Origin of the sequence: Pseudomonas sp. WS 5079, from assembly GCF_012985465.1 — a bacterium.
Taxonomy (GTDB): domain Bacteria; phylum Pseudomonadota; class Gammaproteobacteria; order Pseudomonadales; family Pseudomonadaceae; genus Aquipseudomonas.
In genome coordinates this window covers 27824-52723 of record NZ_JAAQWN010000009.1, presented here as the reverse complement: position 1 = coordinate 52723, position 24900 = coordinate 27824, and the positions used below count along the sequence as shown (strand labels likewise).

Annotated in this window: 25 protein-coding genes, 1 tRNA gene and 1 pseudogene; 8 read left to right on the top strand and 19 right to left on the bottom strand. The window is 57.3% G+C overall.

Annotation, left to right across the window (positions count from 1 at the left end):
- Positions 1 to 11: 11 nt before the first annotated feature.
- Both serS and cysG read left to right on the top strand, forming a co-directional pair.
- Complete coding sequence (serS, locus tag HBO05_RS22620) at positions 12 to 1292, top strand: serine--tRNA ligase (RefSeq protein ID WP_076963826.1); 1281 nt, start codon at positions 12 to 14, stop codon at positions 1290 to 1292.
- The gene (gene cysG, locus HBO05_RS22615) at positions 1293 to 2687 is read left to right on the top strand and encodes a siroheme synthase CysG (RefSeq protein WP_029293572.1); all 1395 of its coding nucleotides are present in this window, start codon (positions 1293 to 1295) and stop codon (positions 2685 to 2687) included.
- A 66-nt stretch (positions 2688 to 2753) separates the two neighbouring features.
- Here cysG and HBO05_RS22610 read toward each other — a convergent pair whose 3' ends face one another.
- The 7 genes from HBO05_RS22610 to HBO05_RS22580 all read right to left on the bottom strand — a co-directional run bounded on the left by HBO05_RS22610 (position 2754) and on the right by HBO05_RS22580 (position 6964).
- On the bottom strand, positions 2754 to 3749 hold the full coding sequence (locus tag HBO05_RS22610; protein ID WP_172314111.1) for a glutathione S-transferase family protein: 996 nt from the start codon (positions 3747 to 3749) through the stop codon (positions 2754 to 2756).
- A gap of 88 nt (positions 3750 to 3837) precedes the next feature.
- Positions 3838 to 4839: a glycosyl transferase family protein gene (locus HBO05_RS22605; RefSeq protein ID WP_172314109.1), complete on the bottom strand. Its 1002-nt coding sequence runs from the start codon at positions 4837 to 4839 to the stop codon at positions 3838 to 3840.
- Complete coding sequence (locus HBO05_RS22600; protein WP_170043092.1) at positions 4836 to 5171, bottom strand: TusE/DsrC/DsvC family sulfur relay protein; 336 nt, start codon at positions 5169 to 5171, stop codon at positions 4836 to 4838. The genes HBO05_RS22605 and HBO05_RS22600 overlap by 4 nt, the downstream gene beginning before the upstream one ends.
- Positions 5168 to 5461: a sulfurtransferase complex subunit TusB gene (gene tusB, locus HBO05_RS22595; protein WP_169954334.1), complete on the bottom strand. Its 294-nt coding sequence runs from the start codon at positions 5459 to 5461 to the stop codon at positions 5168 to 5170. The genes HBO05_RS22600 and tusB overlap by 4 nt, the downstream gene beginning before the upstream one ends.
- Entirely contained in the window at positions 5461 to 5811 is a 351-nt protein-coding gene (gene tusC / locus HBO05_RS22590; RefSeq protein ID WP_172314107.1) for a sulfurtransferase complex subunit TusC, read from the bottom strand. Before tusC ends, tusB begins: the two co-directional genes overlap by 1 nt.
- Before the next feature lies 1 nt (position 5812).
- Positions 5813 to 6205, bottom strand: coding sequence for a sulfurtransferase complex subunit TusD (gene tusD, locus HBO05_RS22585; RefSeq protein ID WP_172314105.1), 393 nt, complete (start codon positions 6203 to 6205; stop codon positions 5813 to 5815).
- Positions 6206 to 6292: 87 nt separating this feature from the next.
- Positions 6293 to 6964: a Bax inhibitor-1/YccA family protein gene (locus tag HBO05_RS22580; protein WP_029293588.1), complete on the bottom strand. Its 672-nt coding sequence runs from the start codon at positions 6962 to 6964 to the stop codon at positions 6293 to 6295.
- Positions 6965 to 7116: 152 nt separating this feature from the next.
- On the opposite strand from HBO05_RS22580, the gene HBO05_RS22575 reads away from it, so the two are divergent.
- Positions 7117 to 7207 (top strand) — tRNA-Ser (locus HBO05_RS22575).
- 672 nt (positions 7208 to 7879) lie between these two features.
- Here HBO05_RS22575 and HBO05_RS29380 read toward each other — a convergent pair.
- The 6 genes and pseudogenes from HBO05_RS29380 to HBO05_RS22550 all read right to left on the bottom strand — a co-directional run bounded on the left by HBO05_RS29380 (position 7880) and on the right by HBO05_RS22550 (position 17358).
- Positions 7880 to 8089 (bottom strand): annotated as a pseudogene (locus HBO05_RS29380) (hypothetical protein).
- Positions 8090 to 8277: 188 nt separating this feature from the next.
- Positions 8278 to 13230 (bottom strand): hemagglutinin repeat-containing protein, encoded by a 4953-nt coding sequence (locus tag HBO05_RS22570; protein WP_172314103.1) that lies wholly within the window; start codon positions 13228 to 13230, stop codon positions 8278 to 8280.
- A 104-nt stretch (positions 13231 to 13334) separates the two neighbouring features.
- On the bottom strand, positions 13335 to 15002 hold the full coding sequence (locus tag HBO05_RS22565; RefSeq protein WP_262381449.1) for a ShlB/FhaC/HecB family hemolysin secretion/activation protein: 1668 nt from the start codon (positions 15000 to 15002) through the stop codon (positions 13335 to 13337).
- 528 nt (positions 15003 to 15530) lie between these two features.
- Entirely contained in the window at positions 15531 to 15941 is a 411-nt protein-coding gene (locus HBO05_RS22560; protein ID WP_172314099.1) for a hypothetical protein, read from the bottom strand.
- A 185-nt stretch (positions 15942 to 16126) separates the two neighbouring features.
- Entirely contained in the window at positions 16127 to 16903 is a 777-nt protein-coding gene (locus tag HBO05_RS22555) for a hypothetical protein (RefSeq protein ID WP_172314097.1), read from the bottom strand.
- Positions 16904 to 17004: 101 nt separating this feature from the next.
- Entirely contained in the window at positions 17005 to 17358 is a 354-nt protein-coding gene (locus tag HBO05_RS22550; protein ID WP_172314095.1) for a siphovirus Gp157 family protein, read from the bottom strand.
- Positions 17359 to 17450: 92 nt separating this feature from the next.
- On the opposite strand from HBO05_RS22550, the gene HBO05_RS29375 reads away from it, so the two are divergent.
- Positions 17451 to 17576 carry a hypothetical protein gene (locus HBO05_RS29375; protein ID WP_262381451.1) on the top strand — a complete coding sequence of 42 codons (126 nt, stop codon included), beginning with the start codon at positions 17451 to 17453 and terminating at the stop codon, positions 17574 to 17576.
- A gap of 637 nt (positions 17577 to 18213) precedes the next feature.
- Here the strand turns inward: HBO05_RS29375 and HBO05_RS22545 are convergent.
- Positions 18214 to 18822, bottom strand: coding sequence for a hypothetical protein (locus HBO05_RS22545; protein WP_169954328.1), 609 nt, complete (start codon positions 18820 to 18822; stop codon positions 18214 to 18216).
- Positions 18823 to 19308: 486 nt separating this feature from the next.
- On the opposite strand from HBO05_RS22545, the gene HBO05_RS22540 reads away from it, so the two are divergent.
- On the top strand, positions 19309 to 19869 hold the full coding sequence (locus tag HBO05_RS22540) for a hypothetical protein (protein ID WP_170043084.1): 561 nt from the start codon (positions 19309 to 19311) through the stop codon (positions 19867 to 19869).
- Between the two features lie 76 nt (positions 19870 to 19945).
- On the opposite strand, the gene HBO05_RS22535 is transcribed toward HBO05_RS22540, so the two are convergent.
- Positions 19946 to 20476, bottom strand: coding sequence for a hypothetical protein (locus HBO05_RS22535; RefSeq protein ID WP_170043083.1), 531 nt, complete (start codon positions 20474 to 20476; stop codon positions 19946 to 19948).
- Positions 20477 to 20526: 50 nt separating this feature from the next.
- Positions 20527 to 20967: a PACE efflux transporter gene (locus HBO05_RS22530; RefSeq protein WP_169954325.1), complete on the bottom strand. Its 441-nt coding sequence runs from the start codon at positions 20965 to 20967 to the stop codon at positions 20527 to 20529.
- Positions 20968 to 21082: 115 nt separating this feature from the next.
- Between HBO05_RS22530 and HBO05_RS22525 the strand changes: the two genes are divergently transcribed.
- The 3 genes from HBO05_RS22525 (at position 21083) to HBO05_RS22515 (ending at position 23081) form a co-directional block, all read left to right on the top strand.
- Positions 21083 to 21973 (top strand): LysR substrate-binding domain-containing protein, encoded by an 891-nt coding sequence (locus tag HBO05_RS22525; RefSeq protein ID WP_169954324.1) that lies wholly within the window; start codon positions 21083 to 21085, stop codon positions 21971 to 21973.
- A 277-nt stretch (positions 21974 to 22250) separates the two neighbouring features.
- Entirely contained in the window at positions 22251 to 22688 is a 438-nt protein-coding gene (locus tag HBO05_RS22520) for a hypothetical protein (protein WP_169954323.1), read from the top strand.
- Between the two features lie 72 nt (positions 22689 to 22760).
- A complete protein-coding gene (locus tag HBO05_RS22515; protein WP_172314093.1) occupies positions 22761 to 23081 on the top strand; it encodes a hypothetical protein in 321 nt (106 codons plus the stop codon).
- Between the two features lie 47 nt (positions 23082 to 23128).
- Here the strand turns inward: HBO05_RS22515 and HBO05_RS22510 are convergent, their stop codons facing one another.
- The 3 genes from HBO05_RS22510 to HBO05_RS22500 all read right to left on the bottom strand — a co-directional run bounded on the left by HBO05_RS22510 (position 23129) and on the right by HBO05_RS22500 (position 24870).
- Positions 23129 to 23734 (bottom strand): hypothetical protein, encoded by a 606-nt coding sequence (locus tag HBO05_RS22510; RefSeq protein WP_172314091.1) that lies wholly within the window; start codon positions 23732 to 23734, stop codon positions 23129 to 23131.
- A gap of 173 nt (positions 23735 to 23907) precedes the next feature.
- The gene (locus HBO05_RS22505; RefSeq protein WP_170058695.1) at positions 23908 to 24090 is read right to left on the bottom strand and encodes a hypothetical protein; all 183 of its coding nucleotides are present in this window, start codon (positions 24088 to 24090) and stop codon (positions 23908 to 23910) included.
- Between the two features lie 60 nt (positions 24091 to 24150).
- Complete coding sequence (locus HBO05_RS22500) at positions 24151 to 24870, bottom strand: endonuclease (RefSeq protein ID WP_262380955.1); 720 nt, start codon at positions 24868 to 24870, stop codon at positions 24151 to 24153.
- Positions 24871 to 24900: the final 30 nt, after the last annotated feature.

The window sequence follows — 24900 nt, the reverse complement described above, 5'->3', positions numbered from 1 at the left end:
GAGAGACCGACATGCTCGATTCCAAACTGTTACGTAGCAACCTTCAGGACGTAGCGGACCGCCTTGCATCCCGTGGCTTTGCCTTGGATGTTGCGCGCATCGAAGCGCTGGAAGAACAGCGCAAGACCGTCCAGACCCGCACCGAAGCACTGCAGGCTGAGCGCAATGCACGTTCCAAATCCATCGGTCAGGCCAAGCAGCGTGGTGAAGACATCGCGCCGTTGATGGCGGACGTCGAGCGCATGGGCAGCGAGCTGTCCGACGGTAAAGTCGAGCTGGACAAGATTCAGTCCGAGTTGGATTCGATCCTGCTGGGTATTCCCAACCTGCCGCACGAGTCGGTACCGGTTGGCGAAGATGAAGACGGCAACGTCGAAGTACGCCGCTGGGGCACGCCAAAAACCTTTGATTTTGAGATCAAGGACCACGTGGCCCTGGGCGAATTGACCGGCGGCCTGGATTTTGAAACCGCGGCCAAAATGTCCGGCGCGCGCTTTGCCTTGCTGCGCGGCCCGATCGCGCGCATGCACCGTGCCCTGGCGCAGTTCATGCTCAACCTGCACACCGGCGAGCATGGTTACGAAGAGGCTTACACCCCGTACCTGGTGCAGGCGCCGGCGCTGATGGGCACCAGTCAACTGCCGAAATTCGAAGAAGACCTGTTCAAGATCAGCCGCGACGGCGAAGCCGATCTGTACCTGATCCCGACCGCCGAAGTGTCGCTGACCAACATCGTGGCCGGCGAGATCCTCGACGCCAAGCAATTGCCGATCAAGTTCGTCGCCCACAGCCCGTGCTTTCGCAGCGAAGCCGGTGCCTCGGGGCGTGACACTCGCGGCATGATCCGCCAGCACCAGTTCGACAAGGTCGAGATGGTGCAGGTCGTCGAGCCATCGACCTCCATGGAAGCCCTGGAAGGCCTGACCGCCAACGCCGAGCGCGTCCTGCAACTGCTGGAGCTGCCGTACCGCGTATTGGCGCTGTGCACCGGCGACATGGGTTTCAGCGCGGTGAAGACCTACGACCTCGAAGTCTGGGTGCCGAGCCAGGACAAATACCGCGAGATTTCCTCGTGCTCCAACTGCGGTGATTTCCAGGCCCGACGTATGCAGGCGCGTTTCCGCAACCCGGAAACCGGCAAGCCGGAGCTGGTCCACACCCTCAACGGCTCGGGCCTGGCGGTAGGGCGGACCCTGGTCGCGGTGCTGGAAAACTACCAGCAGGCCGACGGTTCGATCCGCGTACCTGAAGTGCTCAAGCCGTACATGGCGGGCGTTGAGGTCATCGGCTAAATGGAATTTCTGCCACTGTTTCATAACCTGCGCGGCAGTCGTGTGTTGGTCGTCGGTGGCGGGGAGATTGCCTTGCGCAAATCCCGGCTGCTGGCCGATGCCGGCGCGTTGTTGCGGGTGGTTGCTCCCCTGATCGAAGACCAGTTGCGTGAACTGGTGCAGGGCAGTGGCGGTGAGCTGATTGTGCGTGGTTACCAGGAGGCGGATCTTGATGGCTGCACCCTGATCATCGCGGCAACCGACGACGAGCCGCTGAACGCGCAAGTGTCCAGCGATGCCCGGCGCCGGTGCGTACCGGTCAATGTCGTCGATGCGCCGGCACTGTGCAGCGTGATCTTCCCGGCGATTGTCGACCGTTCGCCCTTGGTGATTGCAGTGTCCAGCGGCGGCGATGCGCCGGTGCTGGCGCGCTTGATTCGCGCCAAGCTGGAAACATGGATTCCGTCCACCTACGGCCAATTGGCCGGGCTGGCCGCGCGCTTTCGCGCCCAGGTCAAGGGTTTGTATCCTGATGTGCAGCAACGCCGGGCTTTCTGGGAAGAGGTTTTCCAGGGCCCGATTGCTGATCGGCAACTGGCTGGGCAAGGCGATGAAGCCGAGCGTTTGCTGGTAGAAAAAGTCAACGGCAAGCCGCCCCATGCCCCGGGTGAGGTGTATCTGGTGGGCGCAGGCCCTGGTGACCCGGACCTCCTGACCTTTCGCGCGCTGCGTTTGATGCAGCAAGCCGATGTGGTGCTGTATGACCGCCTGGTGGCGCCAGCGATTCTTGAACTGTGCCGGCGCGACGCCGAGCGCGTGTATGTCGGCAAGCGCCGCGCCGATCACGCGGTGCCGCAGGACCAGATCAACCAGCAACTGGTGAAACTGGCCAAGCAGGGCAAGCGTGTACTGCGCCTCAAGGGCGGCGATCCGTTTATTTTTGGGCGTGGCGGTGAAGAGATCGAGGAGCTGGCAGCCAATGGCATCCCGTTCCAGGTGGTGCCGGGGATTACCGCGGCCAGTGGTTGCGCGGCTTACGCTGGCATCCCTTTGACCCATCGCGACTATGCGCAATCGGTACGCTTCATCACCGGCCACCTGAAAGATGGCACCTCGGATTTGCCCTGGAATGACCTGGTGGGACCGTCGCAGACCCTGGTGTTCTACATGGGCCTGATCGGTTTGCCGATCATCTGCGAGCAACTGATCCGCCATGGCCGCTCGGCGGACACCCCGGCTGCGCTGATCCAGCAAGGCACCACGTCCAACCAGCGTGTGTTTACCGGCACCCTGGCCGACTTGCCGCGCCTGGTGGCGGAGCATGAAGTGCATGCGCCGACGCTGGTGATCGTAGGCGAAGTGGTGGTGTTGCGTGAGAAGCTGAAGTGGTTTGAAGGCGCCCAGTCCCAGGTATAACCTGTTCGCCCGGCTGCACACAGACCCACTGTGGGAGCCGGGCTTGCCCGCGATGAGGCTGGCGCATCAGCGCCAGATCTCTTTACCGCTCAATCCTTCTCGATCATGTTTGCTATCAAACACCTGCAACGGCCCCTTCGGCACAATTCCTGTAGGATTGATCGTCCGGTGGCTGGCATAGTAATGCCCCTTGATATGCGCAAAATCCACGGTCTCGGCCACCCCCGGCCATTGATACAGCTCCCGCAGCCAATTCGACAGATTCGGATAATCCGCAATCCGCCGTAGGTTGCATTTGAAGTGGCTGTAATACACCGCATCAAAACGAATCAGCGTGGTAAACAGTCGTACATCGGCCTCGGTCAGGTATTCACCGGCCAGGTAACGATGCTTGCCCAGGTGTTGTTCCAGGTGATCCAGTTCGGCAAACACCTCATCAAATGCGCTTTCATACGCCTGCTGCGACGTGGCAAAGCCTGCGCGATACACGCCATTGTTCACGGCGGGATAGATCCGCTCGTTCAGCGCATCGATGGTGGGATGCAGTGGTTCGGGGTAGAAGTCCAGGTTATTGCCAGTTAGCCCGTTGAACGCGCTATTGAGCATGCGGATGATCTCCGCCGATTCATTGCTGACGATGCGCTTGAGCTTCTTGTCCCACAGCACCGGCACCGTGACACGCCCGGTGTAATCGGCGGTATCGGCGGTATAGCGCTGGTGCATGTAGGCAAAGTCGTCGAGTTTGTCGCCGGTGGAGCCATGGGCCTTGTCGAAGGTCCAGCCATTTTCCAGCATCAACCAACTGACCACCGACACGTCGATCAGGCTTTCCAGGCCTTTGAGCTTGCGCAGGATCAGGGTGCGGTGCGCCCACGGGCAGGCTAGTGAAACATAGAGATGGTAGCGGCCGGCTTCGGCCTTGAAGCCACCATCACCGCTCGGGCCAGGTTGGCCGTCGACGGTGACCCAGTTGCGGCGTTGCGCCTGTTCCCGTTGGAAGGCGCCATCTGCGCTACTTTCGTACCACTGGTCGTGCCAGCGTCCTTCTATTAGCAAACCCATGACTGACTCCTTGGCTATTAAGCGTTGGAGTGCAGTCTAATCGTCTGGGTTCGAACAAATAGCGCAAAGGGTCGGGGTTAATGATCGATTAAATCGATCTGTCCCGCGCGTCCCAGTACTGTTGTGCCAGTGCGAAGGCCTGTTCCCGTGGTTGCCCAAGACCGCGCAAGGCCAGGGCCATAGTGGCGATCAGCGCCAATTGCGGGTAGCTGTCCTGCACCTCGCCGCGCCACATCGCCTTCAAATGCTCGGGGTCGAGGCTGGCCGGCTTGACGTGGCGCTGGGCGGAGAGGGCTGGCCACTCCTCATCCCAGCTTGCGCCGCCGGTGGTGCCATACAAGTGGCTGGTGGTGTCGGGATTGATCTCGATCTCGCCGCCATCGCCCTTGATCACAATGGTATTGTCACCTAGCAAACCACTGGCATCGCGGTGTACGCCCTGGTAGCCGGGATGGAAGATGCTTTGCAGGCCGCAGCGTGCGCCCAGCGGGTTGAGGATGCGGGCCAGGGAGTGGATGGGCGAGCGCAGGCCGAGGATATTGCGCAGGTCAATCATGCGTTGCAGCTGTGGGGCCCAGTCGCCCAGCGGCATAAACGCCAGGTTGCCTTGCTCCAGGGCGGTCTCGACCTGTTGCCAATTGCGGCACAGTGGAATCTGCAGTTCACCCAGCAACTGTTCGGTGTACAGCCGGCCGGCCGTGTGTGCGCCGCCGCCGTGCATGAAAATCCGCACGCCGCTCTGCGCCAGGCACTTGGCGGCCAGCAGGTACCACGGCAGGTGGCGCTTTTTCCCGGCGTAGGTGGGCCAATCGACATCCACTCTCAGAGATGGCGGGTTGAGGCGCTCGCGCAGGGCCTCGGTGAAGCCTGCGAGTTCCTCCGGGCTTTCCTCCTTGTGGCGCAGCAGCATCAGGAACGCACCGAGCTGGGAGTCCTCGACTTTCTCGTCGAGCAGCATGCCCATGGCTTCCCGGGCTTCTTCGCGCGTCAGGCTGCGGGCGCCGCGCTTGCCTTTGCCGAGGATCCGCACAAACGGCGCAAAGGGGTGTTCGGCGGGAGTTTCGGTGATCAACGGAGCAAAGTCGGTCATAAGCAATTCGTCGGCCTGGGCAGGCCCGCCAGCTTGGCGGCAAGTTTGGCGGGAGTGCCTTTGAACAGTCGGTTGAGGTGCAGGCTGTTGCCCTTTTCCGGGCCCAGCTTCAGGGCGGTGTACTTGATCAGTGGGCGGGTGGCCGGGGACAACTGGAACTCCTGGTAAAAACCCCTGAGCAGCTCAAGGATTTCCCAGTGTTCGTCAGTCAGCTCCAGCGCTTCGGCGCTCGCCAGGGCGTTGGCCACCTCGGTCGACCAGGCATCCAGGTCAACCAGGTAACCATCCTTGTCCAGCTCAAGGGTGTGTGTGCCTACGGTCAAGGTGTTCATAGCCAGGTGTTGACCTTGTCATGCTCGATCGACAGCTGCACAAACCCCGGGTAGTCGACACTCTTGGCCCACTGCGGCAACACCAGGCCGCGGGCCTGGGCATCTTCGGCCAGTACAAAGATGCCCAGGGCCTTGGCTTGCAGGGCCTGGAAGGGCGCGCTGCCGGCTTGCAGGGCATAGGTTGCATCGCCGCACAGCAAGATCACATCTTGCGCGCCACACAGGCGTAGGCAACTGTCCAGGCGGGTGTCGGAAAAAGGGGAGTGGGACAACACATGCAAGGTCGACATCAGAGGGTCATCACCTGGTCGTAACGGTCAATCATCTGGGAAATCTGTTCGCTGCTCAGTGGCTGCGCGCTTTCAGGGGCGGTCAATCCGCGCTCTGCCAGGCTGTGGCTGCAGGCGAACACGTCGTCGATGCCAAACAGCGAGAGTGCCTGCAGGTTGGCCGTCACATCCTTTTGTTGCACGGCCTTGGCATCTTGGGCGGTTGCCAGTTGAAACACCCCGTCATCGAGAAACAGCAGGCCAATCGGCAAGTCGAATGCGCCGCCGGCCAGCACCACATCCAGCGCTTCTCGCGCACTGGGTCCGGACCACGGCGCCTGACGGCTGATTACCAACAAGGATCTGGACATTTTATGGCCCTCCAAAGCAGATCAGGCGGTCGGCATCCTGGATGGCATCATGCAACTGCCCAAGGCCTGACAGCGCCCACGGCGCATCCAGATTCACCGCATTGCGCTGGTAGCGCGCAGCTTCTTCAGTATTCAACACCCCACGGCGCAGCGCCGCAGCGATACAGACCACGCCATCAAGCTGATGCTTGCTGACGAAGGCGCTCCATTGTTGGGCGATATCCTGCTCATCCTGGGGCGCGACCACCGAATTGGCGGCGCTGTAGACGCCATCCTGATAGAAAAACAGCCGCACAATCTCATGCCCACCGGCCAGCACCGCCTGGGCAAACTGCAGGGCGCGGCGCGAGGAAGGCGCATGGGCGGCGGAAAAAAGCGCAATCGCGAACTTCATGGAACACTCTGTTGGCAAACCTTTGCCAATGATAAAGCCGCAGGCAACAAAAAGCCCGCCGAAGCGGGCTTTTTGGTAAGGCTGGGATCAGTCGTCGCGGCTCATGATGCCGAAGATCTGCAACAGGCTGACAAACAGGTTGTAGATCGATACATACAGGCTGATGGTCGCCATGATGTAGTTACGCTCGCCGCCATGAATGATAGCGCTGGTCTGGAACAGAATGCAGACCGAGGAAAACAGCACGAAACCTGCGCTGATTGCCAATTGCAGGCCGCTGATCTGGAAGAACATGCTCGCCAGTACAGCCGCCAGCAACACGAAGAAACCTGCAGTGATGAAGCCGCCGAGGAAGCTCATGTCCTTACGGGTAATCAGCACATACGCCGACAGGCCACCAAATACCAAGGCCGTCATGGCAAATGCCGAGCTGACCACTTCCGCGCCGCCCTGCATGCCCAGGTAACGGTTAAGGATCGGGCCGAGCAGGAACCCCATGAAACCGGTCAGGGCAAACGCCGACACCAGGCCCCAGGCCGAGTCGCGCAGCTTGTTGGTGAGGAAAAACAGGCCGTAGAAACCGATCAGTACCACGAAGATATTCGGGTAGCCGACACGCATCTGTTGCGCCACATACGCCATCACGCCGCTAAATGCGAGGGTGAGGGCGAGCAGGCCGTATGTATTGCGCAGGACGCGGCTAACCTCTAGCTGCTCAGCCTGCACGTTGCTATTAACTGCGTAATCCTGTTCGCGCATGGCGACACTCCTTCAGTTTTGAAACGTTCAGTCGCAAAGATCATAACAGACGCTCTGTAACAAGCTATGCAGAGAGTTTGACAGTGTGTTTCATTCGGGTATTATGGCGCCCGCTGAGACAGGATGGGCTACTATAATCCTGTGTTGCACAAGGGAAATTGGCAGAGTGGTTGAATGCACCGGTCTTGAAAACCGGCGAACGTTAATAGCGTTCCCAGGGTTCGAATCCCTGGTTTCCCGCCAAGATTCATACGAAAGCCCCGCTTATGCGGGGCTTTCGTGTTTCTGGGGTTCGGCTGTGGCTGGCTTGTATTTGCTCGGTGTTCCATAACTATTATGGAACCGTTCCATAACTTTTCTATTTTGACGGCTTCGTAGTGGCGCCGAGCCTTCTGTCAACGCGCTTTGTGATTTCCTGATTGCTCTGCCCCAGCAGCAGGCTTGCGTTGCCGATATCCACGATTTCCGACGCCGCCTTGGGTCGAATATCTTGCAACTGAAACCCGCCGATCTTCGCGGCGAGCGTCGGATCTCCTTACTCGATAGCTTTCTCGCAAGCCATCTCTCGTGCCTTGTCCCAGCGCAAGCGCAACATCCCCTTCGTCATCCTTTTTCCATACTTGTTGATCAGCAGATCCTTGGAAGGGTGGGCGGCATTCCTCTCTGAAATTTCCCGAACTAGCCTGCCTCTTCTATTCCGCTGGCCGGCAGTGCGAGCCAGGACTGTCGGTGATTACGGCGCTGGCAGTAAGATCCACCTCTGCCAGCGCGCAATGGATCGTTAGGCAGTAGGTCTGACCCGGAAGGTCGGCAACCCTCCTGATGATAATGAGCTTTTCGCAGTGCTGTGCTCGAAAGAGTCCCACCTCTCTGACCGGGGAGTGGGGGGCGTTAAGAGCTAACGGTCTCTGTTGATTAGTCAGGCGTCATAAGGACCGCCAAGGTCAGCTTGATGAACTCTTCGTTGCGGTCGATGGTATCCAGTACACCACGCACGTTGTCGGCAATTTCTGTACCGCCTTGCTGCTCAACCTAGTTCGTAAGCTCCATGATGGCTGCTTCAAGGGCGAGTTAGTTTTCGTTGATTTTGGACAGCAGGGAAGGGAGTAAGTCAGCGTTCGGCATCGGTGTTCCTCCTTTGAGTGAACAGCGTAGGCTGATGATGGCGCAGATGTGCTTTTCGTGGAAGTCGATGGATTTCAGCGAGGGTTGGTTAACATAGAAAAACTCTAATTCACGCATACGGATTTTGGTGTTTACGCGATCAGTAGTGGAAGCAGGATAGCCTCCTGCTTCCACGAGTGGATTGCTAGTTAATTGGTTTGCTGATCAATCCCGGCCTGTAACGCCTGGCGATCACTGTGCCCGCCGACTCTCAGCGGTCCAAGGTTGAAGGCTTGATCCTTACGTATGGCGTCGTCCTGTTTCTGGGTCAATTCGTCCTTGGCGCCCAGCACCAGATTGACCGGTGACTTCGACAGGTTCAGCCCGACATCCGCTCGGTAATCGCTGCCGGCCAACGTCGCTGCCGTCACCTTGGAACCACCCAGGTCGACCTTGCCCTGGTCCGCGCTGATCCGGGCGCCAGTCAGGTGGGTTTCGCCACTCACCTGCAGGTTGACGCCTTGCGTGCGGATGCCCGACGCTTGAGTGACGCTATCTTTCACCACATGGCTGACGTCCAGGTTCAACGTCGGGGTGTAGGACGTGTTGCCGCTCTTGTCGCCGAACAGCACGTTTTCGGTGGTATTGGCCACCGAACTGCCGGTGGTGTTTTTGCCGCTGACGGCGTAGCTGTCAGTGGATTTTGGCCAGGCCTTTTCCTTGAGGTCGGACAGGCGAGTGCCCACGGCATCCTTCTTGTCCGCCAGGTAAGCCTTGGCTTTGTCCACGCTCGTACCGAAGGCGCCGCGGGGCTCGGGGTTCACGTCGTAGCTACCGCTGCGGGTGAGTTTTTCGCCCAGGCGTTCCTTGGCGTTACCAACGCTGTTGACCACGCTGTCCTTTGCCGAGGCCAGGTGCTTGGTGCCCTTGTCCACGGCGTTCTCGAGCTTTTCGCGGTGCTTGTCAAACGCGCCCTCGGCCTTGGCTTGCACCTTGTCCTTGAGCGGGCCGCTAGCCTTGGCCAGTTTGTTGACCACACCGGGCTGGTTTTTCTCGACATCAAGCTTGGCGTCGACGTTGACTTGGGTGCTGCTGACTTGATCCTTGCGGCTCTCAATGATGAGGTCGCCGCCGACATTGCCACTGACCTGCTCGGCTTCAATCCGCGCGCCGGCCAGATGGGTGTCACCGGCACTGTTGATCACCACCTTATTCGCCTTGATCAGGCTGTCGTGCTGGGTGGTGCCTTGCAGGTGATCCACGTCGACCTTGGCCCGCGCATTGATGCCGTGCTGGGTCTTGGGGGTGTCATGTTCACCGGCGTCGGCCAGGGTGGTTTTGCCGCCGCTGCCGCCTGCGCCCAGGGTCACGCCCCAGCTGTTATGCGCCTGGGTCGATTGCGCCGACTCTTGCAGGATGCCGCCGTTTTGCGCATCCAGATTGACGCTGTCAGCCACCACCTGAGTGCCTTGCAGGTGGATCGCATCCGCCGCGTTGGCGCCGCTGGTGAGGCTCACCTTGCCGTTGCTGTGCAACTGCCCGACGCTAACGCCTTGGTCGTTTTCGGCGACTTTGCCGATGTTGAAGTTGGCGCTCAGGCTGCCGGTGGTGCCGCTGCTTTCAGCGCTGCTGGTCTTGCCGGCACCGACCGTCAGGCCGCCGCCCAGGTTGCTGCCGCTGCTCACATGAGTATCGGTGGCTGCTTGCAGGTTCAGCTTGCCGCCAGCGTTGAGGCTGATGTCACCGGTCTTCGCCGTGCTGCTGCCGACCTTGGTGCCTTGCAGGGTCATGTCGCCACCGCTGCTGAGCTGGATCGGGCCGTTGCCCTGCAGCGTCGCGACACGCGCCTGGCTGTCCTGGGTGTTAAGGCGCTTGTCGTCCAGTTGCACACCGGCACCGAGGTTGACGTTCGTACCGTTGCTGCCCGGCGCCGTGCCCACGGTCAATGAACCGCTGCCACGCAGGCTGTTATTGGTGCTGCTCTGGGTATCGCTGGCCTGGTTCAGCGCCAATTCGCCACCGGCTTTGAGGTTGACGCCCGCCTGGCCGCCGTTGAACTGGCTGCCTTCATAACGCGCGTCGCCTTGGGTCTCGATGTTCACACCCTGGGTCCCGGCGTAGCTGCCGACCACCGCCGTGCTGCTGGATTCGCGCACATCGCTGCTGCCGCCTGCGCCATTGCCGCGCACGTTCAAGTCTTCACCGGTGGTGGTGTAGACGCGCACGCCCACTTTGGCGTCAACGCTTTGCTCGCTGCTGGTGTGGGTGTTGGCGGCCGCCGTGGCGAGGTGCTCGCCGGCATTGATCTTCAGCCCGCCCTCACTGGCGCGGTACTGGGTGCCTTCATCTTTCACGGTGTTGGCGACATTGACCTGCACCGTGCCACCGCTGAACTGGCTGACCACGGCGGTACTGTCCTGCTGTGTGCGGGTCTTGTTGGTATGGCCGACTTCCACATCGAGCCCGACATTCGGTTGCTCGAAGGCATCCAGCAGGCCGGGCTGATGGAATTTGGCCTGGGCCACGCCGTTGACGGCTTTTTCGATCGGCCGGGTGATGCCTTTGTATTCAACATTGGCGCCGACGTCGGCGGTCCAACCGTTCTCTTTGTGGGTGCCGGTCTCGGTGTTATGCGCCGCCTGGTTATCGACCTGCGCCGCGTTGACCTGCAACTCAGAACCGGCCTTCACCTGCGCGCCCTGGCTGGTCAGGGTGTTGCCGGCGTTGATCGTCAGCGTGCCGGCCGACGCCACGCTGCTGGTTTGCGCGGTGGTTTTGTGGCTGGTGTCATTGCTGCTCTGGTGGCTGAACTGCGCACCATTGCCGGCTCGGTCCAGGCCGCCGGTGTAATACACGCCGCCAGCGGTGGTGGTGGTGTCGGTTTGGCTCCGGGTGCTGTCATCGATCGCCAACAGCTCGACGTTTTTGCCGCTCACGGTCGCATCGCCCTGGGTCGCCTTCAGCTCGGAACCCTTGATGCTAACGTCGCCACCGGCCGTGACGGCCAGGCTGCCGCCGCTGAGGCTGGAAGCTTGCTGCTGGGTGGTGTCGGTCTTGCTGGCGTGCTGCTGGTCTGCATAGTTCACACCCGCGCGGTACTGACGCGTGCCGTCGGCGGTCTCCTTGGCGTAGCCATCGAAACCCCGCGTGTGAGTGCTGGTAGTGGTGTGAGAGGTGTTTTCAGCCGACGCGACTTTGATGTCACCCTTGGCATTCGCTTGCAGTTCGCCTGCCGCAGAGACCTTGGAGCCGCTGACGCTGATGTCTTTGGCGCTTTGCAGTTTGAGGTTGCTGTCCGAGCGCAGGTTGCTGGCGACGACGGTGCTGTCCTTGAGGTTCTTGCGGCTTTCATCCTTGGTGATACCGAAGAACTTGCTGTCGTTGCTGTAGCTATTGTCGTGGGAGGTGTTTTGCACGCCGTCGATCACCAGCGAGCCTTTGTCGCTGATGACGCTGGCCTGTCGGCCACCACGCGCCTGGCTGCCATTGATGCGCACGTCGTCCGCCTTGACGATCAGCTTGCCATCGGCGTTGACCTTGCTGCCGGTGTTCAGGGTCTTGCCCTTATCGCCATCGCCGTTCTTGCCGAAGAAACTGCCGCCAGTCAGGTCGCCGGAGTAAGCGTTGTCGCTGCTGCGCTGGGTACGGCTGGCGCTGGTGATGTCGACTTGCCGAGCGGCCAATTGAATGTCGCCCGCAGATTTCAGTTCGGCGCCTTGCAGTTGCAGTTTTTGCTGGCTGGTCAGCTCCAGGGCTTTGCCGGCCTTGAGGCTGCTGGTGACGCTGCGCTGTTCGCTGCTGGAATTGTCCCAGTTGGCTTTCCACAGGTGCTTGCGGTGTTTGCCCTGGTCGCGGGTTTCGTGGGTTTCGGTGGCGGCGCTCAGTTGCAGGTCGGCGCCGCTGTTGACGCGCAATGCGTCGCCCGCTTCGACCTTGCTGGCCTTGATCTGGGTGTTGGCGCCGGACAACAGCGTGGCCTGTTGTTGTGCGACGACGTTGTTGCCGTGCTGACGCGAGTCCTTGTCGGTGGTGGTGCGGTCATAGGTTTCGTAGGTGAACAGGAAGTTGCTGTTGTTCCACTGCTCACGTTTTTCCTGAAGTTTTTTGCTTTCCAGGCTGCTGAGGGTGAGGTTGCGGCCGGCGTCGAGCTTGACGTTGCGCCCGCCGACGTCGGTGGCGGCGAGGCTCAAGTCTTTGGCACTGTGCAAGTCGACATCGCCCTGGCGGCTCTGCACACCGGCGCGGGTGGCGTCGAGGCTGTTGGCGTAGACCTGGCCGCTGATATCGAGGTTGCCGGCCGAGCTGACCTTCACCCCATCACGGCCCGCGACTTGCACCGCACCCACGCGCACCCCGGCACCTTCGGCGGTGCTGATGATGTTGATACGGCCGGCCTGCATTGCCCCGAACAGGCGGGCGTCGATACGCTGGTCCTGGGTTTTGCTCGCCGGGTCGACCTGGCGCACCTGGCCGCTGGCGTAGTCGACCTGATTGCGGCCGACCGTGAGGTTCAATTGGTCACGCGCACTGAGGCGCCCATCGCTGTCGATACGCGGCGCGATCAGGTTGATCGAACCCGCACCGTTTTGCAGGCCCTGGCCTTGCACCGTCAGTTGGCCGCTTGCATCGCGAGTGTTCAAGCCTTGCAGCTTGCCGTCGTTGAGTTCAGGGCGGCCCACTACCAGGTTGGCATTTGGGGTGTTGATGAAACTGCCGCCGTTGACGGAAATGCCATTGGGGTTGGCCAGCACATAATCGGCAGCCCGGCCAAAAATCTCCTGAGCGCCGTTGATGGCCGAGGCGTTGCGGCTCACCACTTCGTTGAGGATCACGCTCGCCGCCTGGCCCTGGAACTGCGGGTTGGCCGCCAGCTGCCCGGCGAGTTGCGATTGACCAGCCTGCAAGGCGTTGTTCAACACCACGCCCTGGCGGTCGACGTTGTAGTCCAGGAACTGGTTATGGGACAGGCCGCCGGCATTCGGCGCGACGATGTTGACGATGGGCACGCCGCCCTGGTTTTGCAGCTGCGGCGTACCGCCAGGCCCTTCGACGACGGTTAAGCCACCGGCCAGTACCAGCTGCGGTAGCAGGAACAGGCTGGCGATGGCCCAGCGCAGTTTGCCCTGGGGTGAAAGGTGAAACGTATGGGTGTCAGTCGGCATAAATAAATTCGCTCTGTGTTGGCTGATCCGCGACGTGCGTTGTTCGTTGCAACGCTGCTGTGGTGGTCAGGTACGGCGGTAAACTCAGGCTAAACAGGTGTTGCTCAAATCTGCACGCTAAGGCGCGTCAGCCAGACCTCCCGCTCCTGGCCAAACCCTGTGGGCGTGTTGAGGTTGCGTTGGTAATCGAGGTCCAGTTGCACGTTTTTCCAGCTCAGGTTGAGTCCTGCACTGGCACCGCTCAGGCGCTGGCTTTGAGCGCCGTGTTCGCGCTTGATCCAGCCGTTGTCCAGGCCCAGGCGCGGGGTGATTGTTACCGGCAGGTCGCTGGTGAGCGGCAGGCGCAAGGTGTTGCGCCATACCGCGCCGATGGCCCCGGACGCGATGTTTTCGCGGTAGCCACGCACCGCCGAATCGTCGGTACCCAGCAGTTGTTCGATGGCAGGCAACGCATCCGGGCTGTATTGCGCCGACAGCTGGCTCTGCCACTGCCACGGTTGCCCCAGCCATTGGCCGTTGCGCCATTGGGTGAGGTTGGCGCGGTACTTATGGAATTGCGCCTGGGGCAGGTTTTTTTGCGTTTGCTCAGCATCACGGTCGGCGCCGAACCATGTCAGGCCTTGGGCGTAATTGACGTCGAGGTTCCACACTGCGCTGTTGAGCCAGAACAGATTCAGGCCAGCCTCGGCCACTGTCAGCGTCGGGCTCTGGATGCCTAAGCGAACCTTTTGCAGGTAGCTGTCGACGTCCTTGTAGGCCAGTTGCAGGTTGGCGCTGAGTTGATGGCCCTGGTCGCGCCACAGCACGCGGTCGGTGCGCAAACTGACCTGGTCGGTACGGCCGCTGTTGTAAAACGTGGCGCGGCTGAGCTTGTACGGCGAGCGGTATTCGTTGTGGCTGGCGAACAGGCTGTAAGTCCAGTACCCGTAAGGGATGGAATAAAACAGGCTGTTGCTGCGGCTGTAGCGCGGCCCGTGGTTGAGCGTGTCGCTGAAGCTCAGGTTGAGCGAATCGTTGAGCGTGAGCGGGCTGTCCAGGCTCAGGTTGATGGCATTGCGATCACGCCCCGTGCCGGCGCTGCCGAGGTTATCCACTCCAAGCCCCAGCCCCCAGCGTGACGCCGTGCTGCGCGAGCGCAGGATGATGCGCGAGGCGCCAGCTTCACTGCCAGGGGCGATGTCGGCGGTGAGGTCCACCGAACGCAGGCGGTTGAGCTGGTCCAGGCCTTGTTCCAAATCGCGCAGGTTCAGCGGCTTGCCGAGCATCCCGGGGAACGCGCCGCCTAACGACACCGGCAGGCTCTGGTCGGCCAGTTCGATGGCTTCGAGGTAGCCCTCTTCGACGTGAATATCCAGCGACTGCCCGGCCGCTGGCGGGCTGATCAGGTACGGGCGGCTGGCGATATAGCCGGCTTGCACATACAGCTGGGTGATCTCGGCCAGCAGGCGGTTGATCTGGGTGACGCCCATGCACGGCGCCACGTAGGGTTCGATGCGTTGGTTCAGCTCAGCCTTGCTGAACAGCGTGACCCCGGCCAGGCGCGTGCCACTTAGCGGCCAGCAGCGTTCGTCTTTGGCTATGTCTGTTGGCAAGGCCGGCGTGGCCGCTTGCGTACTGAAACTACCGCGTTGCAGCTGCCGTTGGCGCTGCTCCAGGTGTAATTGCTGCAAGTCGCGCTGCTGTTGCTGCTGCAAGCGCAGCGCTTCCTGGCCCGCTTGCCGCCCATCGGCGGCGGCCGGCAGCGCGCACAGGCAGAGCAGGGCGACGCCCAGGCTCTGGATACAACACAGGCGTTGGGTTGAGGGCTGATTCGGCACTCGACATCCTTAACGTAGAAATACACACAATCCATACCCCTAGCCAAACGGTGAACTCAGGGACTTTGCACAGTTGAGCCATCATTAAACTGTCTGCTACATCAGTTGTAGGATTTTTTACGTAAAACGTGGGGAATGCAGCGTTATTCACAAAATAAATGCATAGAGGTGGTGCGGGAGGGCCAGGCGATAACTCCTTGGGCGTTTCATGAGGCGATTTTTACCCTCATTTTGCTGACTGACCGATCAATCCTACCTTTCAGACGTATTTACCCCTTTGCCTTTTACAAATGCCGCTGGGGGGCCATAGGACAAACGCCACGAATCGTGGGCAATTTGGTAGTTTGTGTGCTGGTGGGCAGGACGTCGGGGTGGGGAGTAAATCATTTCCGCAATCTGATGTGCACCCCTTGAGTTATGGAGCTTTCAGCGTATCGAAATATGGAGGGATGCGGAAGCGCTAAAAAGGTTAACTTGCTGAATTTAAAGAAAAAAACACCAGTTTTGAAAGCCGGCGAACGTTAATAGAGCTCCCAGGGTTCGAGTCCCTGGTTTCCCGCCAAGATGCAGATAAAAGCCCGGCTTATGCGGGGCTTTTGTGTTTCTGGGGTTCGGCTGTGGCTGGCTTGTATTTTTATGGAACCGTTCCATAACTTTTCTATTTTGACGGCTTCGTAGTGGCGCTGAGCCTTCTGTCAACGCGCTTTGTGACTTCCTGATTGCTGTGCCCAGCAGCAGGCTTGCGTTGCCGATATCCACGATTTCCGACGCCGCCTTGGGTCGAATATCTCGCAACTGAAACCCGCCGAGCTTCGCGGCGAGCGCCGGATCTCCTTGTTCGATAGCTTTCTCGCAAGCCATCTCTCGCGCCTTGTCCCAGCGCAAGCGCAGCATCCCCTTCGTCATCCTTTTCCCTGCTTGTTGATCAGCAGATACTTGGAAGGGTGGGCGGCATTCCTCCCTGAAATTTCCCGAACTAGCCTGCCTCTTCTATTCCGCTGGCCGGCAGTGTGAGCCAGGACTGTCGGTGATTACGGCGCTGGCAGTAAGAACCACCTCTGCCAGCGCGCAATGGATCGTTAGGCAGTAGGTCTGACCCGGAAGGCCAGGAACACCGGGCCGAATGGGAAGGTACTGACTTCCAGCTCATCCAGTGGGTTGAGCGTGCGTGTGCGACTCCCAGCATTGCTGTAGATCACATGGCTGCTCGATACGGCGATGTTGACCTTGCCGGCGGCCGCCTGGATCAGATTCACCCTGAACCCTTCAGTCACGTCATCACCAATGGTGAGCGTGACGTCAGTATCACTAATGACCAGGATCGACTTACCGGAATCAGCCATGGTCAGGGCCCTGCTGCTGCTGATAGAGACGTTGGTGTGTACGTGGCCCCCAGCGTGGTAGCTGACCATTCGTGGGTCGGCGAAGACGCGGGCGAAGGCGCCGACATAATTGACACTGGCGCGCATGTCATCGAATTGCTCGACCACGTAGGTGCCGATGCTGCCTGATACTTCAGCGTTGGGATCCAGAACCCATTTGCGTCCTACCATCAGCCCGATCTGGGTGTTGGCACGTACGCCGGCACGCATCTCTTCAAGGAACAGCTGACTGATCTGGCCGCCACCCTTAGCTTGGACATAGGTAAACCGCGCAATGGAGTGGCTGTCTCCAGTAGGGCTGCCCTGGGAGGTGTCGACCTTGTAGTCGACAAAGTCCGCCGAGACGGTGGTGGTCGTTGTGTTGGCGTTTGGCGCCCAGGTGAAATCCAAGACCCTGCCGGTTTTAACCTGCTCTAACGAGGTGGTGGTTTGCGAGGTGGTAGTAGAGCCTGACTGCTTCAAATCATCGTTCATGTTACTCATCCTTAAGTGAAGTGCGTATGAGTGCAGGCCGAGCTGGCCCGAAGTGTATGATCGCCGTCATAACGCCACTTTTGCTACAAAACCCTGTTGTCTTACTTGATCCGTATGGAGCTGTCACCGCGCTCGAGGTGTGCCCAGATGGGCTCTTCGAGTAGTTCGTGTTCTGCATCTTCACCGGCGGCCATGCGTTTTCGTACGGCTACGTTGTGCTCTCGGATTTCCTTGAACTTGGCCGTGATGGTGCGCTTGTCGGGAGAGAACACGGTTTTAGTGTCGATGAAGTCGACCGGGATATCGTCCTCTTTATCGACGATGACCTTTTCGGGCGCTAGAGCCAAAGTGATCGTGAACAAGGGCCGCCTGATCGTTTTTATATCGGTGGCCTCCATGTTATTGCGCAGGTACTCGACGAGCTTGCCGACGGTGTTCTTCCTGGTGTCGGCCATCGCTTGGAGTTCGGCGAGTTTGCCGGTGACCTAATGATCTTGGACACTTCAATCGGGCGCTATGATAGCGCCCAAATCTGAGGTGTCTGGATATGCGTCAATCGTCTTCGAGTGAGTTCAAGCTCAAGGCTGCCAGCATGGTGCTTGATGAGGGTCAGCCGGTTACCGAGGTCTGTGCCAGCCTGGATATCGGCCCCACTGCTCAACCCAGTTCGTAAGCTCCATGATGGCTGCTTCAAGGGCGAGTTGGTTTTCGTTGATTTTGGACAGCGGGGAAGGGAGCAGGTCTGAGCTCGGCATCGGTGTTCCTCCTTGGAGTGAACAGCGTAGCAGTTGGTGTTTGGTACGCCTGCTTTAGGGGTTTCTCCTTTCGATCAATGGCAGCCTCTCACCGACACTCCGTTTTAGGCGGTTCGACGCCCTTTCCAGTAATCGCTTACCATGGCTCACGGACTTTAATTTTCAATCATTAAATGGTTCTGAGTAATGAAAGGGTTTATATCCAATGCCCTCGTATTGACATTGCTCTATGCACTTTCAAATGGAGTGTCCGCTGAAACACCGAGCACAGCGAGGCGGAGGGTATCAGGTAAGGCCAAGGTGATTTCCTTTTCGAGTGATGGCATTTAGCCAAGATCCTAGCTCAGTAGTTTGAGATATCAAATCTCGGCCCTGCATTTCAGGTGCCAGAATCGCTCCTGTTTTTGGAGACTCTCGATGACCGCTTTTGGCCGATTTCTGCCGGTGACAACCGACTGAAAACGGCCAATAGCTGACACTCCGTTTGTCTACAAATCCAGGAGCGCTTCACTGCGTAGCCGATGAAACGACTACTTTTTAAAAACTGCTAATCTTTCACTTCCGTTGATTAAAAGATCGCTTAAAACTCTGATTGATTGACATACTAAATATGGCTCGGTCAACTGTGAAATCTAATGTGTCGGATACGGCGATTAGTGACCTTAATTCTTCAGGGAAGTCTTCGATGCTAGCGCATACCGTTGGAATCAAATATCGAAAGTAGTCTCCAATTTCCGCGTCTCCCTCATAACCAATCGGATTGTCTTCGCTGGACACGTAATCTTCTAGCGCGTGATAAACATAGAAGCCTTTTATTGATGGAAGTGAATACTCCGTGAGCTCTTGATAAAAATTCGAACTCTCTAAGACTATGCGTTCCATTTCGTCGCGCGACGAGGGTTTGAGGTGCCTGCGAAACCTATATATATCTAAAAGAGTTCGACCTTCCTTGTTTTTTGGATAACTTTGAAACTCACGCGACTCTTCCCACATAAACTCATTTATACTGTCGAGTTTTTCCTCTAGCTCTGGAATAGCCAACAAGCTCGAAGGGATAGGACCGAAACAGTTATTCACCATTACAGCTATACGCCCATGTCGATCCATGGCGAACCACGTGAAGATAGTCCCAAAACTTGGCTGCCAATCTTTATCTAACGGCATTACTTCACCTCTGGTAAAACGTGTATATCGCCTGAGATTATTATCGCCAGTGCTGGATTGGCCCTGTTACAGAAACTTTACTGATCCAGGATCCTACCCTGTGAACTATTACCAGCGCTAGATATTTACTGACGGGATGGGGCAGTGGCATAGGCCTCTGGGTCAATTCGACGTCAGTTTCAACAGGCTCGTGCCTAACGTCCACTTTTTCCTGCTTTTGCACGGTATGATCAACGTCAGCTTGCGGCCAATAGGAGCCGCTGGACAGCTTGGGCAGGTGTTGTCGTTCAGCGTTTGCCTTCAACGTTCGCGGGTTCGCACTGGGTTGGGGCAAAGAGAGCATAGCGGCGGCCTTTTCTCTCTCCCGAAGTGCGCGTGTACAGTCTGTCCTGTTATGCTGATTCAGCCGTCCGGCGTGTAGATAAGATGCTATACGGCAGTAAGCGACAGGTATGTTGGCTAATTGATAATTAGGGAAAACTGAGTATGCGTCGTTTAATAGCCAACGGGTTTGTGTTTGTCAGCATTGCTATACTCTGTTGCAGCTGCACATCTTATTCGTCCCAGCCGACAATCAACGAACCCGTTGAACCCGAAACACAAGAAATTATCTCCAGCTTCAGTTACGCAATAAATTCTCCATGGAAAGACAGTCGCTTCGGCAAGGACGCATACGCAGCGACACTCAACGTTATTCCCGGTGCGCAGGATAAGAACTCCAGCCTTGCCGCCCCGAGCCTGCCAGCATTAGAAATAAAGATCTCGGAGTTTTCATCTGGCGGCGCTTGCGGACAAGATTACTTGACGGGTCTGAGTCTGGGTTTGATCCCCAGTTGGTGTACGCGGACAAACCTTTTCAAGTTTGATTTTATATTGAATAAGGACCAGCGCTTTTGCAGGCAGAAAACCTACTCGATAAACTCCACGTCGTTTTCACATCTGACGATGATTCCGTTTGCACTTCTCAATACGGGCAATCAGCCATTGACGCTCTATCAGGCGGCGCTTAAAGATTTTCTTCGCAGAGGTCAATGTGCGACGCGTTGAGAGGCTGCTTTTGGCCGTTTGCTGCCTATCATGAGGTCCGCAATCGGCCAAACGCTTACGTTTATATCAGTAGGGGTCATGTAGCAACGTAGACAAGAACCGGCTGGAGGCAAGTGAGCGGCGGTGCCGAATCAAGTATTTCGGTAGGTTCACACCATGGATAGCTGCGACCTTGAAGCCAGTCCATTATTTTTCGCATATGCTGGGAAGGACACTCCAACATGTGTTCGATGGTAATGGACAGCTGAGTGACCAAGCCGCTTTGCGGTGAAAAGATCCAATGATATTCCCCGCAGCCTACACGTAACTCCCCAGTCGCTTTTGTTGACATGCCAACCAGCCATTTGCACTTATGAACATTGGCGTCGGGCTTTGGCGCGTCACCGAGGCAGAATGTATAAACGTTCTCATATTGCAGGCTAAAGCTGCGTACTAGTACTTCAGCAATATCTTCGCGCCCCTGGACGTTGGGAGGAAAAAGGACGTTGCCTCTCTGCACTAGCACGTTAAGAGCTGCGTCTAGACTGAAAGCATGTTGCAATAAGTCAGGCCGATTTCCGTCCTTACCGAAGATGTAGCTCTCAATCGCTCTGGTGGCATTTTTCATGGACAAATCCTAATGCTGCTACAGATTGGCGAATCTGGATTCCGCGTGAATTATGGGTTAACCGAAACTTCCCCCTTCGCGGAATTTGGTACATCGAACATCCTATCGAAGACCCACTGAAACGCCAGCGCGTAAAAGAAGAAGAAAACGAACAGCCCCAGATCGGTGACCAGTGCAGCCCACCAAGAAATCTCCAGCCACCATGCCACCAGTGGTACCAACATTAGAACTAGCCCACCCTCAAAGCCCAGTGAGTGCAGCAAGCGTCTGCCCAACGTGCGAGCACGCTGTGGCTGACGCGCTTCCCAGAGTTCAAAAGCGTAGTTAAACAGCACGTTCCATAGCAGCGCGCATACAGATAACATCACCGACAGCGCACCCGCATGGGCCAAACCTTCGTCGTATATCAACGAGATGCTGGGCGATAGCACCGCAACAGCGATTGATTCATAGAGGATGGCTTGAAGAATTTTTCGCGAAGGTCCTTGCATGGTTTTTTCCCAAGGGTGGGGAGATCGAATACCTGCAACGGTATCGCTGCGTACACACCAAGAAAAATGAGATAAATTAAATATTCATCAATTCAATTCATCTAGGGAACGATGCGTGTTTTCGACTCTTCCGCTTAACGCGCTGCGCACCTTCGAGGCGGCTGCGCGACTGGGTAGCTTTAAAGCGGCAGCTGAGGAACTCTCAGTCACCCCCGCGGCCATTTCCCATCAGGTCAGGATGTTGGAAGCCCGCCTCGGAGCGATGCTGTTCAAGCGAGCTGGTCAAGGCGTCGCATTGACCGAAGAGGGCGAGTTGCTATATCGCCAGACTCACCGCGCCTTGTTAGACATTCGCCGCAGCCTGGAGGCTTTTTATCCGGACACCGTTCCCCAAACCCTAACCATTTCCACTACGCCGGGTTTGGCCGCTGCCTGGCTAATCCCACGACTGGGTGGTTTCTATCGAAGCTTTCCACAAGTCAAGGTGCGGGTTGATACAGGTAACGAACTAGTCGATCTACTGCGTGATTCCAGTATCGATGTCGCTATTCGTTCAGTCAGCCGCGACGACCCGAAGTTGTTCTGTCAGGAGCTAATGAAAGAGCAATTCTCTGTTTACGGCGCCCCAGGCCTGGTGGCCTCGTTGAATGTAAATCAGATCGAACTGATCAACTTACACTGGAAAATTCCGGGAGCATTCTCAATCAACTGGGAAAGCTGGTGCGCGGCCGCAGAATGCCAGACCTGGCTTGAAACGGCGCAGATGCGTGAGTTCGACGATGAGTATTTTGCCTTGAGCGCTGCGATTGCTGGTCATGGGCTGGTGCTGGCAAGCAATGTACTGGTAGCCGACAGCCTCAGGCATGGAGAATTAGTGGCCTATAGACCAGAAGTAAGCCTGCTTGGTCCGCGTTACGTTGCGGTGTGCGTGCCAGGACGGGAGCGGCAGGTGCCTGTGAGTGCGTTCCTTATGTGGCTGGCAGGAGCCGCTCTGCAGGACGGCTGACGATACTCGGCCTACACTTTTTTGAGCGCGGGCATACGACAAGTCTCAGGACTCGTGTGCTATTCGGGAGCTTGTGTTCTGTCGGCAGGACGCCGGGAGGGGGGCAAAACAGTTGAGTAGGTAGCACGTTGAACCGCAAGGGTATCAGCTAAACAATCGGCGCAATCACTACTTATTTTACAACGGGGCAATGAGCCATTAGCACATCTGTGCTAATTCCCCAGTAAGGGCATCAATGCTAACTTTTTTACTTTGTTTTTATTGTGAAAGAGGTTTTATGTTTAATCGCATCTCGAAGGTGTTGCTGGTTGCCACAATAATTCCGGTTATCTTGCTTGTTAATGGTTGCCGGGTGATTGCTCAGGAGCGATGGGTGGGAAGGTCAGATCAGGAAGCCTTGAACCTATTTGGTAAACCAGCAGCAGTCAAGAAGGTGAAGGGCGCGAATGGAGAGGAACTTATTGTCCTGACATGGGAGAAGTCTTCAAGCTGGACCAATACCGAAGCTGCAGGAACCTCGATGAATCATACCGGTAACGGCATGGTGTACACGGAGTATTATGAAACTGTAGGGCACAGTTCTGATTGTACGATTGAGGCCACCGTCAACCCGTTTGGCAAGATTGTGGATTTCAAGATTGATAATGGCCGTATAGTCAGTAATAAGTGTAAAAATATTCCTTACGTCCCTGGTTACATTCCGCCGGGGTTCTAGAGTATCTGCTACATCTTTACGGGGTCGAGCATCCCGCGCCCTGTTACAGAGCAACAACTAAGGATGGTGATCATGAATTACAAATGCCTGTTGCCCATGCTCCTGCTGGCTGGTTGTGTTTACCAACCTAATCACCAAGGTATCAATTGGGGGGAGGGAGCGTGCCCAAAACCCGCTCCAGAAAGCATCTCCGCCACCCATCATCTGGTGATTGAAGACGGTAAGACGCTGAAGTGCCAAATCCGTCCTTATGTCTGGAACATGGCTTGCCAAGGGATTGTTGACGGGGAAACTGAAGGTGTGGTTTGCCAGGATAATGGGGGGAACCAGATGATTTTCCTGTTTGACGACAAAGGCGTGCTTACTACGCATCGCAGCTTGAAGGCAGGTTAGGGGGGGGCCAGCTGTTCCAGCCAGTCATCTCAAACCTGGAAAAACCGTCAATAAAATGCGGCGCCTGTTATGACGATGCCTTTCGTATTGCTGGTTTTATAAATCTTGACTAAACCCTTATTGCTGTCGCCACTGAAGTGACATATTTTTATTTCCTTGTTTAGCTCTGGCTCAAAAATCTCAATGCCGCGGCAGCTATTTCTACCGCCAGGGGATTGTGTATATGCCGTTGTGTAAGTGCTTTGAGTTCCGTCGGATAAATAAATTAAAAGTGAGAGCGGAATTTGTAGGGTTAGCAGGCACACTAAAAATAATGCCAGTGGAAGTGCTGTAATCTTTTTTAGGGTGTTTATGAGGTTTCCAGACAATATGTCTTTTTTAAAGATGATAAAGCCTAACGAGCTTATAGCTGCCAAGATTAATGAGCTGGTGATATAGATTTTTTGAAAGTTCGGCTTGAAAAAAATCACTGAGTAAATATGGCTACGCCATGCGAAAAGCAATGAAATAGTCAGCATCGTTCCAAAAATCATAGGCACCAAATAGAGGTACGAGTTCTTTTTCAATTTTTGCTGCTCTCTATCCTCGGTGCCAGAATTATAGGCATCTTGTGCATTAAGTTTCCTCCCGCAGATCGCTCGCCACGAGTCCATGAACCAGTATCTCGCGATCTTAACAGCGTTGATTTCCTGAAACAAAATGCCGCCCATCATACGGGGGAGACGTTTTATCAAAGTAGTTCAGGCAGCTATGGTTGCGGCGCGCACCTGCGGGTTCCGGAATCCAAGCCTGAGTAACCTCTACCGAAAGCGGCCGGATTTCGGGCTCACATGCCCAGCGTAGGAATGGTCACCTCGCCACACTCTATGAGTTGGCCAGCGGTCAGTTGAAGCACATCATTGGGTTTTGCGGCGTACCCGGCAATAAAGCCGATGGCCACCAAGGCGATACAGAGCAGGGATCTTCTGAAAATCATTGGGAATTCGCTGAGTTGTTGGTGTGAAAACATGCAGCACTGATTCCCGATTGTGCAAAAGGTTCCTGGCGGGCTGGCTCTGCAAGGCGCCTCTTACGACAGCAGCACCACACGAGCACTCTCGAAAAGCACGGGCCGTACAAGGATTTTGTAGCTGTCAGCATCGAACGACTGCGATGGCAAGGCCGGCGCCAATCGGGCCTCGGCCTCGCAGGCGTAAGTCCCGATGTACCGCCAGTTATCCACGACGTGGTATTGCTCCAACTGGCCATGGCGTTCGTGCAGTGCAATGGCGGCGGGGTATGGCCAGCGATGGACGGCCCAGTGGGCCAACGCCTGCAGCAAACGCTCGGTGTGGGCTGCATGGGTTTCATCGCCCCGGCATGCCCCGGCGCATTTACGGATCTGCGCACGGAAACAGCCCTTCGCGCTGGGTGGTTCTATACCCAGCAGGCTATGGCAGAGGCGGTGCTCGTCGGCGAGCAGGATCAACGCTTCGATTGCCATGCGTCGGCTGCGAAACAGCCCGTACAACTGCGGCCCCTCGGCCAGCGCGGTGGTGTCGATGATCTGCAGTTTGCCCCCGTGCAGGCGTAGCGAGCACAGGCGGCGCTGCCGGCGCAGGCGCTTGTTCTTCAAAGGCTGCATCTCTTTGATCAGGCGCGACTCCAGCAACAGCGCACCGATTTCTCCCGCGGTTTGCTGATATTCGATCCGCTGTGCCTGGCGCAACATGCGCGCTTCTTCGGGGGTACGCAGGTGCGCCAGCAGGCGGCTGCGGATATCGACACTTTTACCGATGTACAGCGGCATCGATTCACCTTGCGCGTAGAAAAAATACAC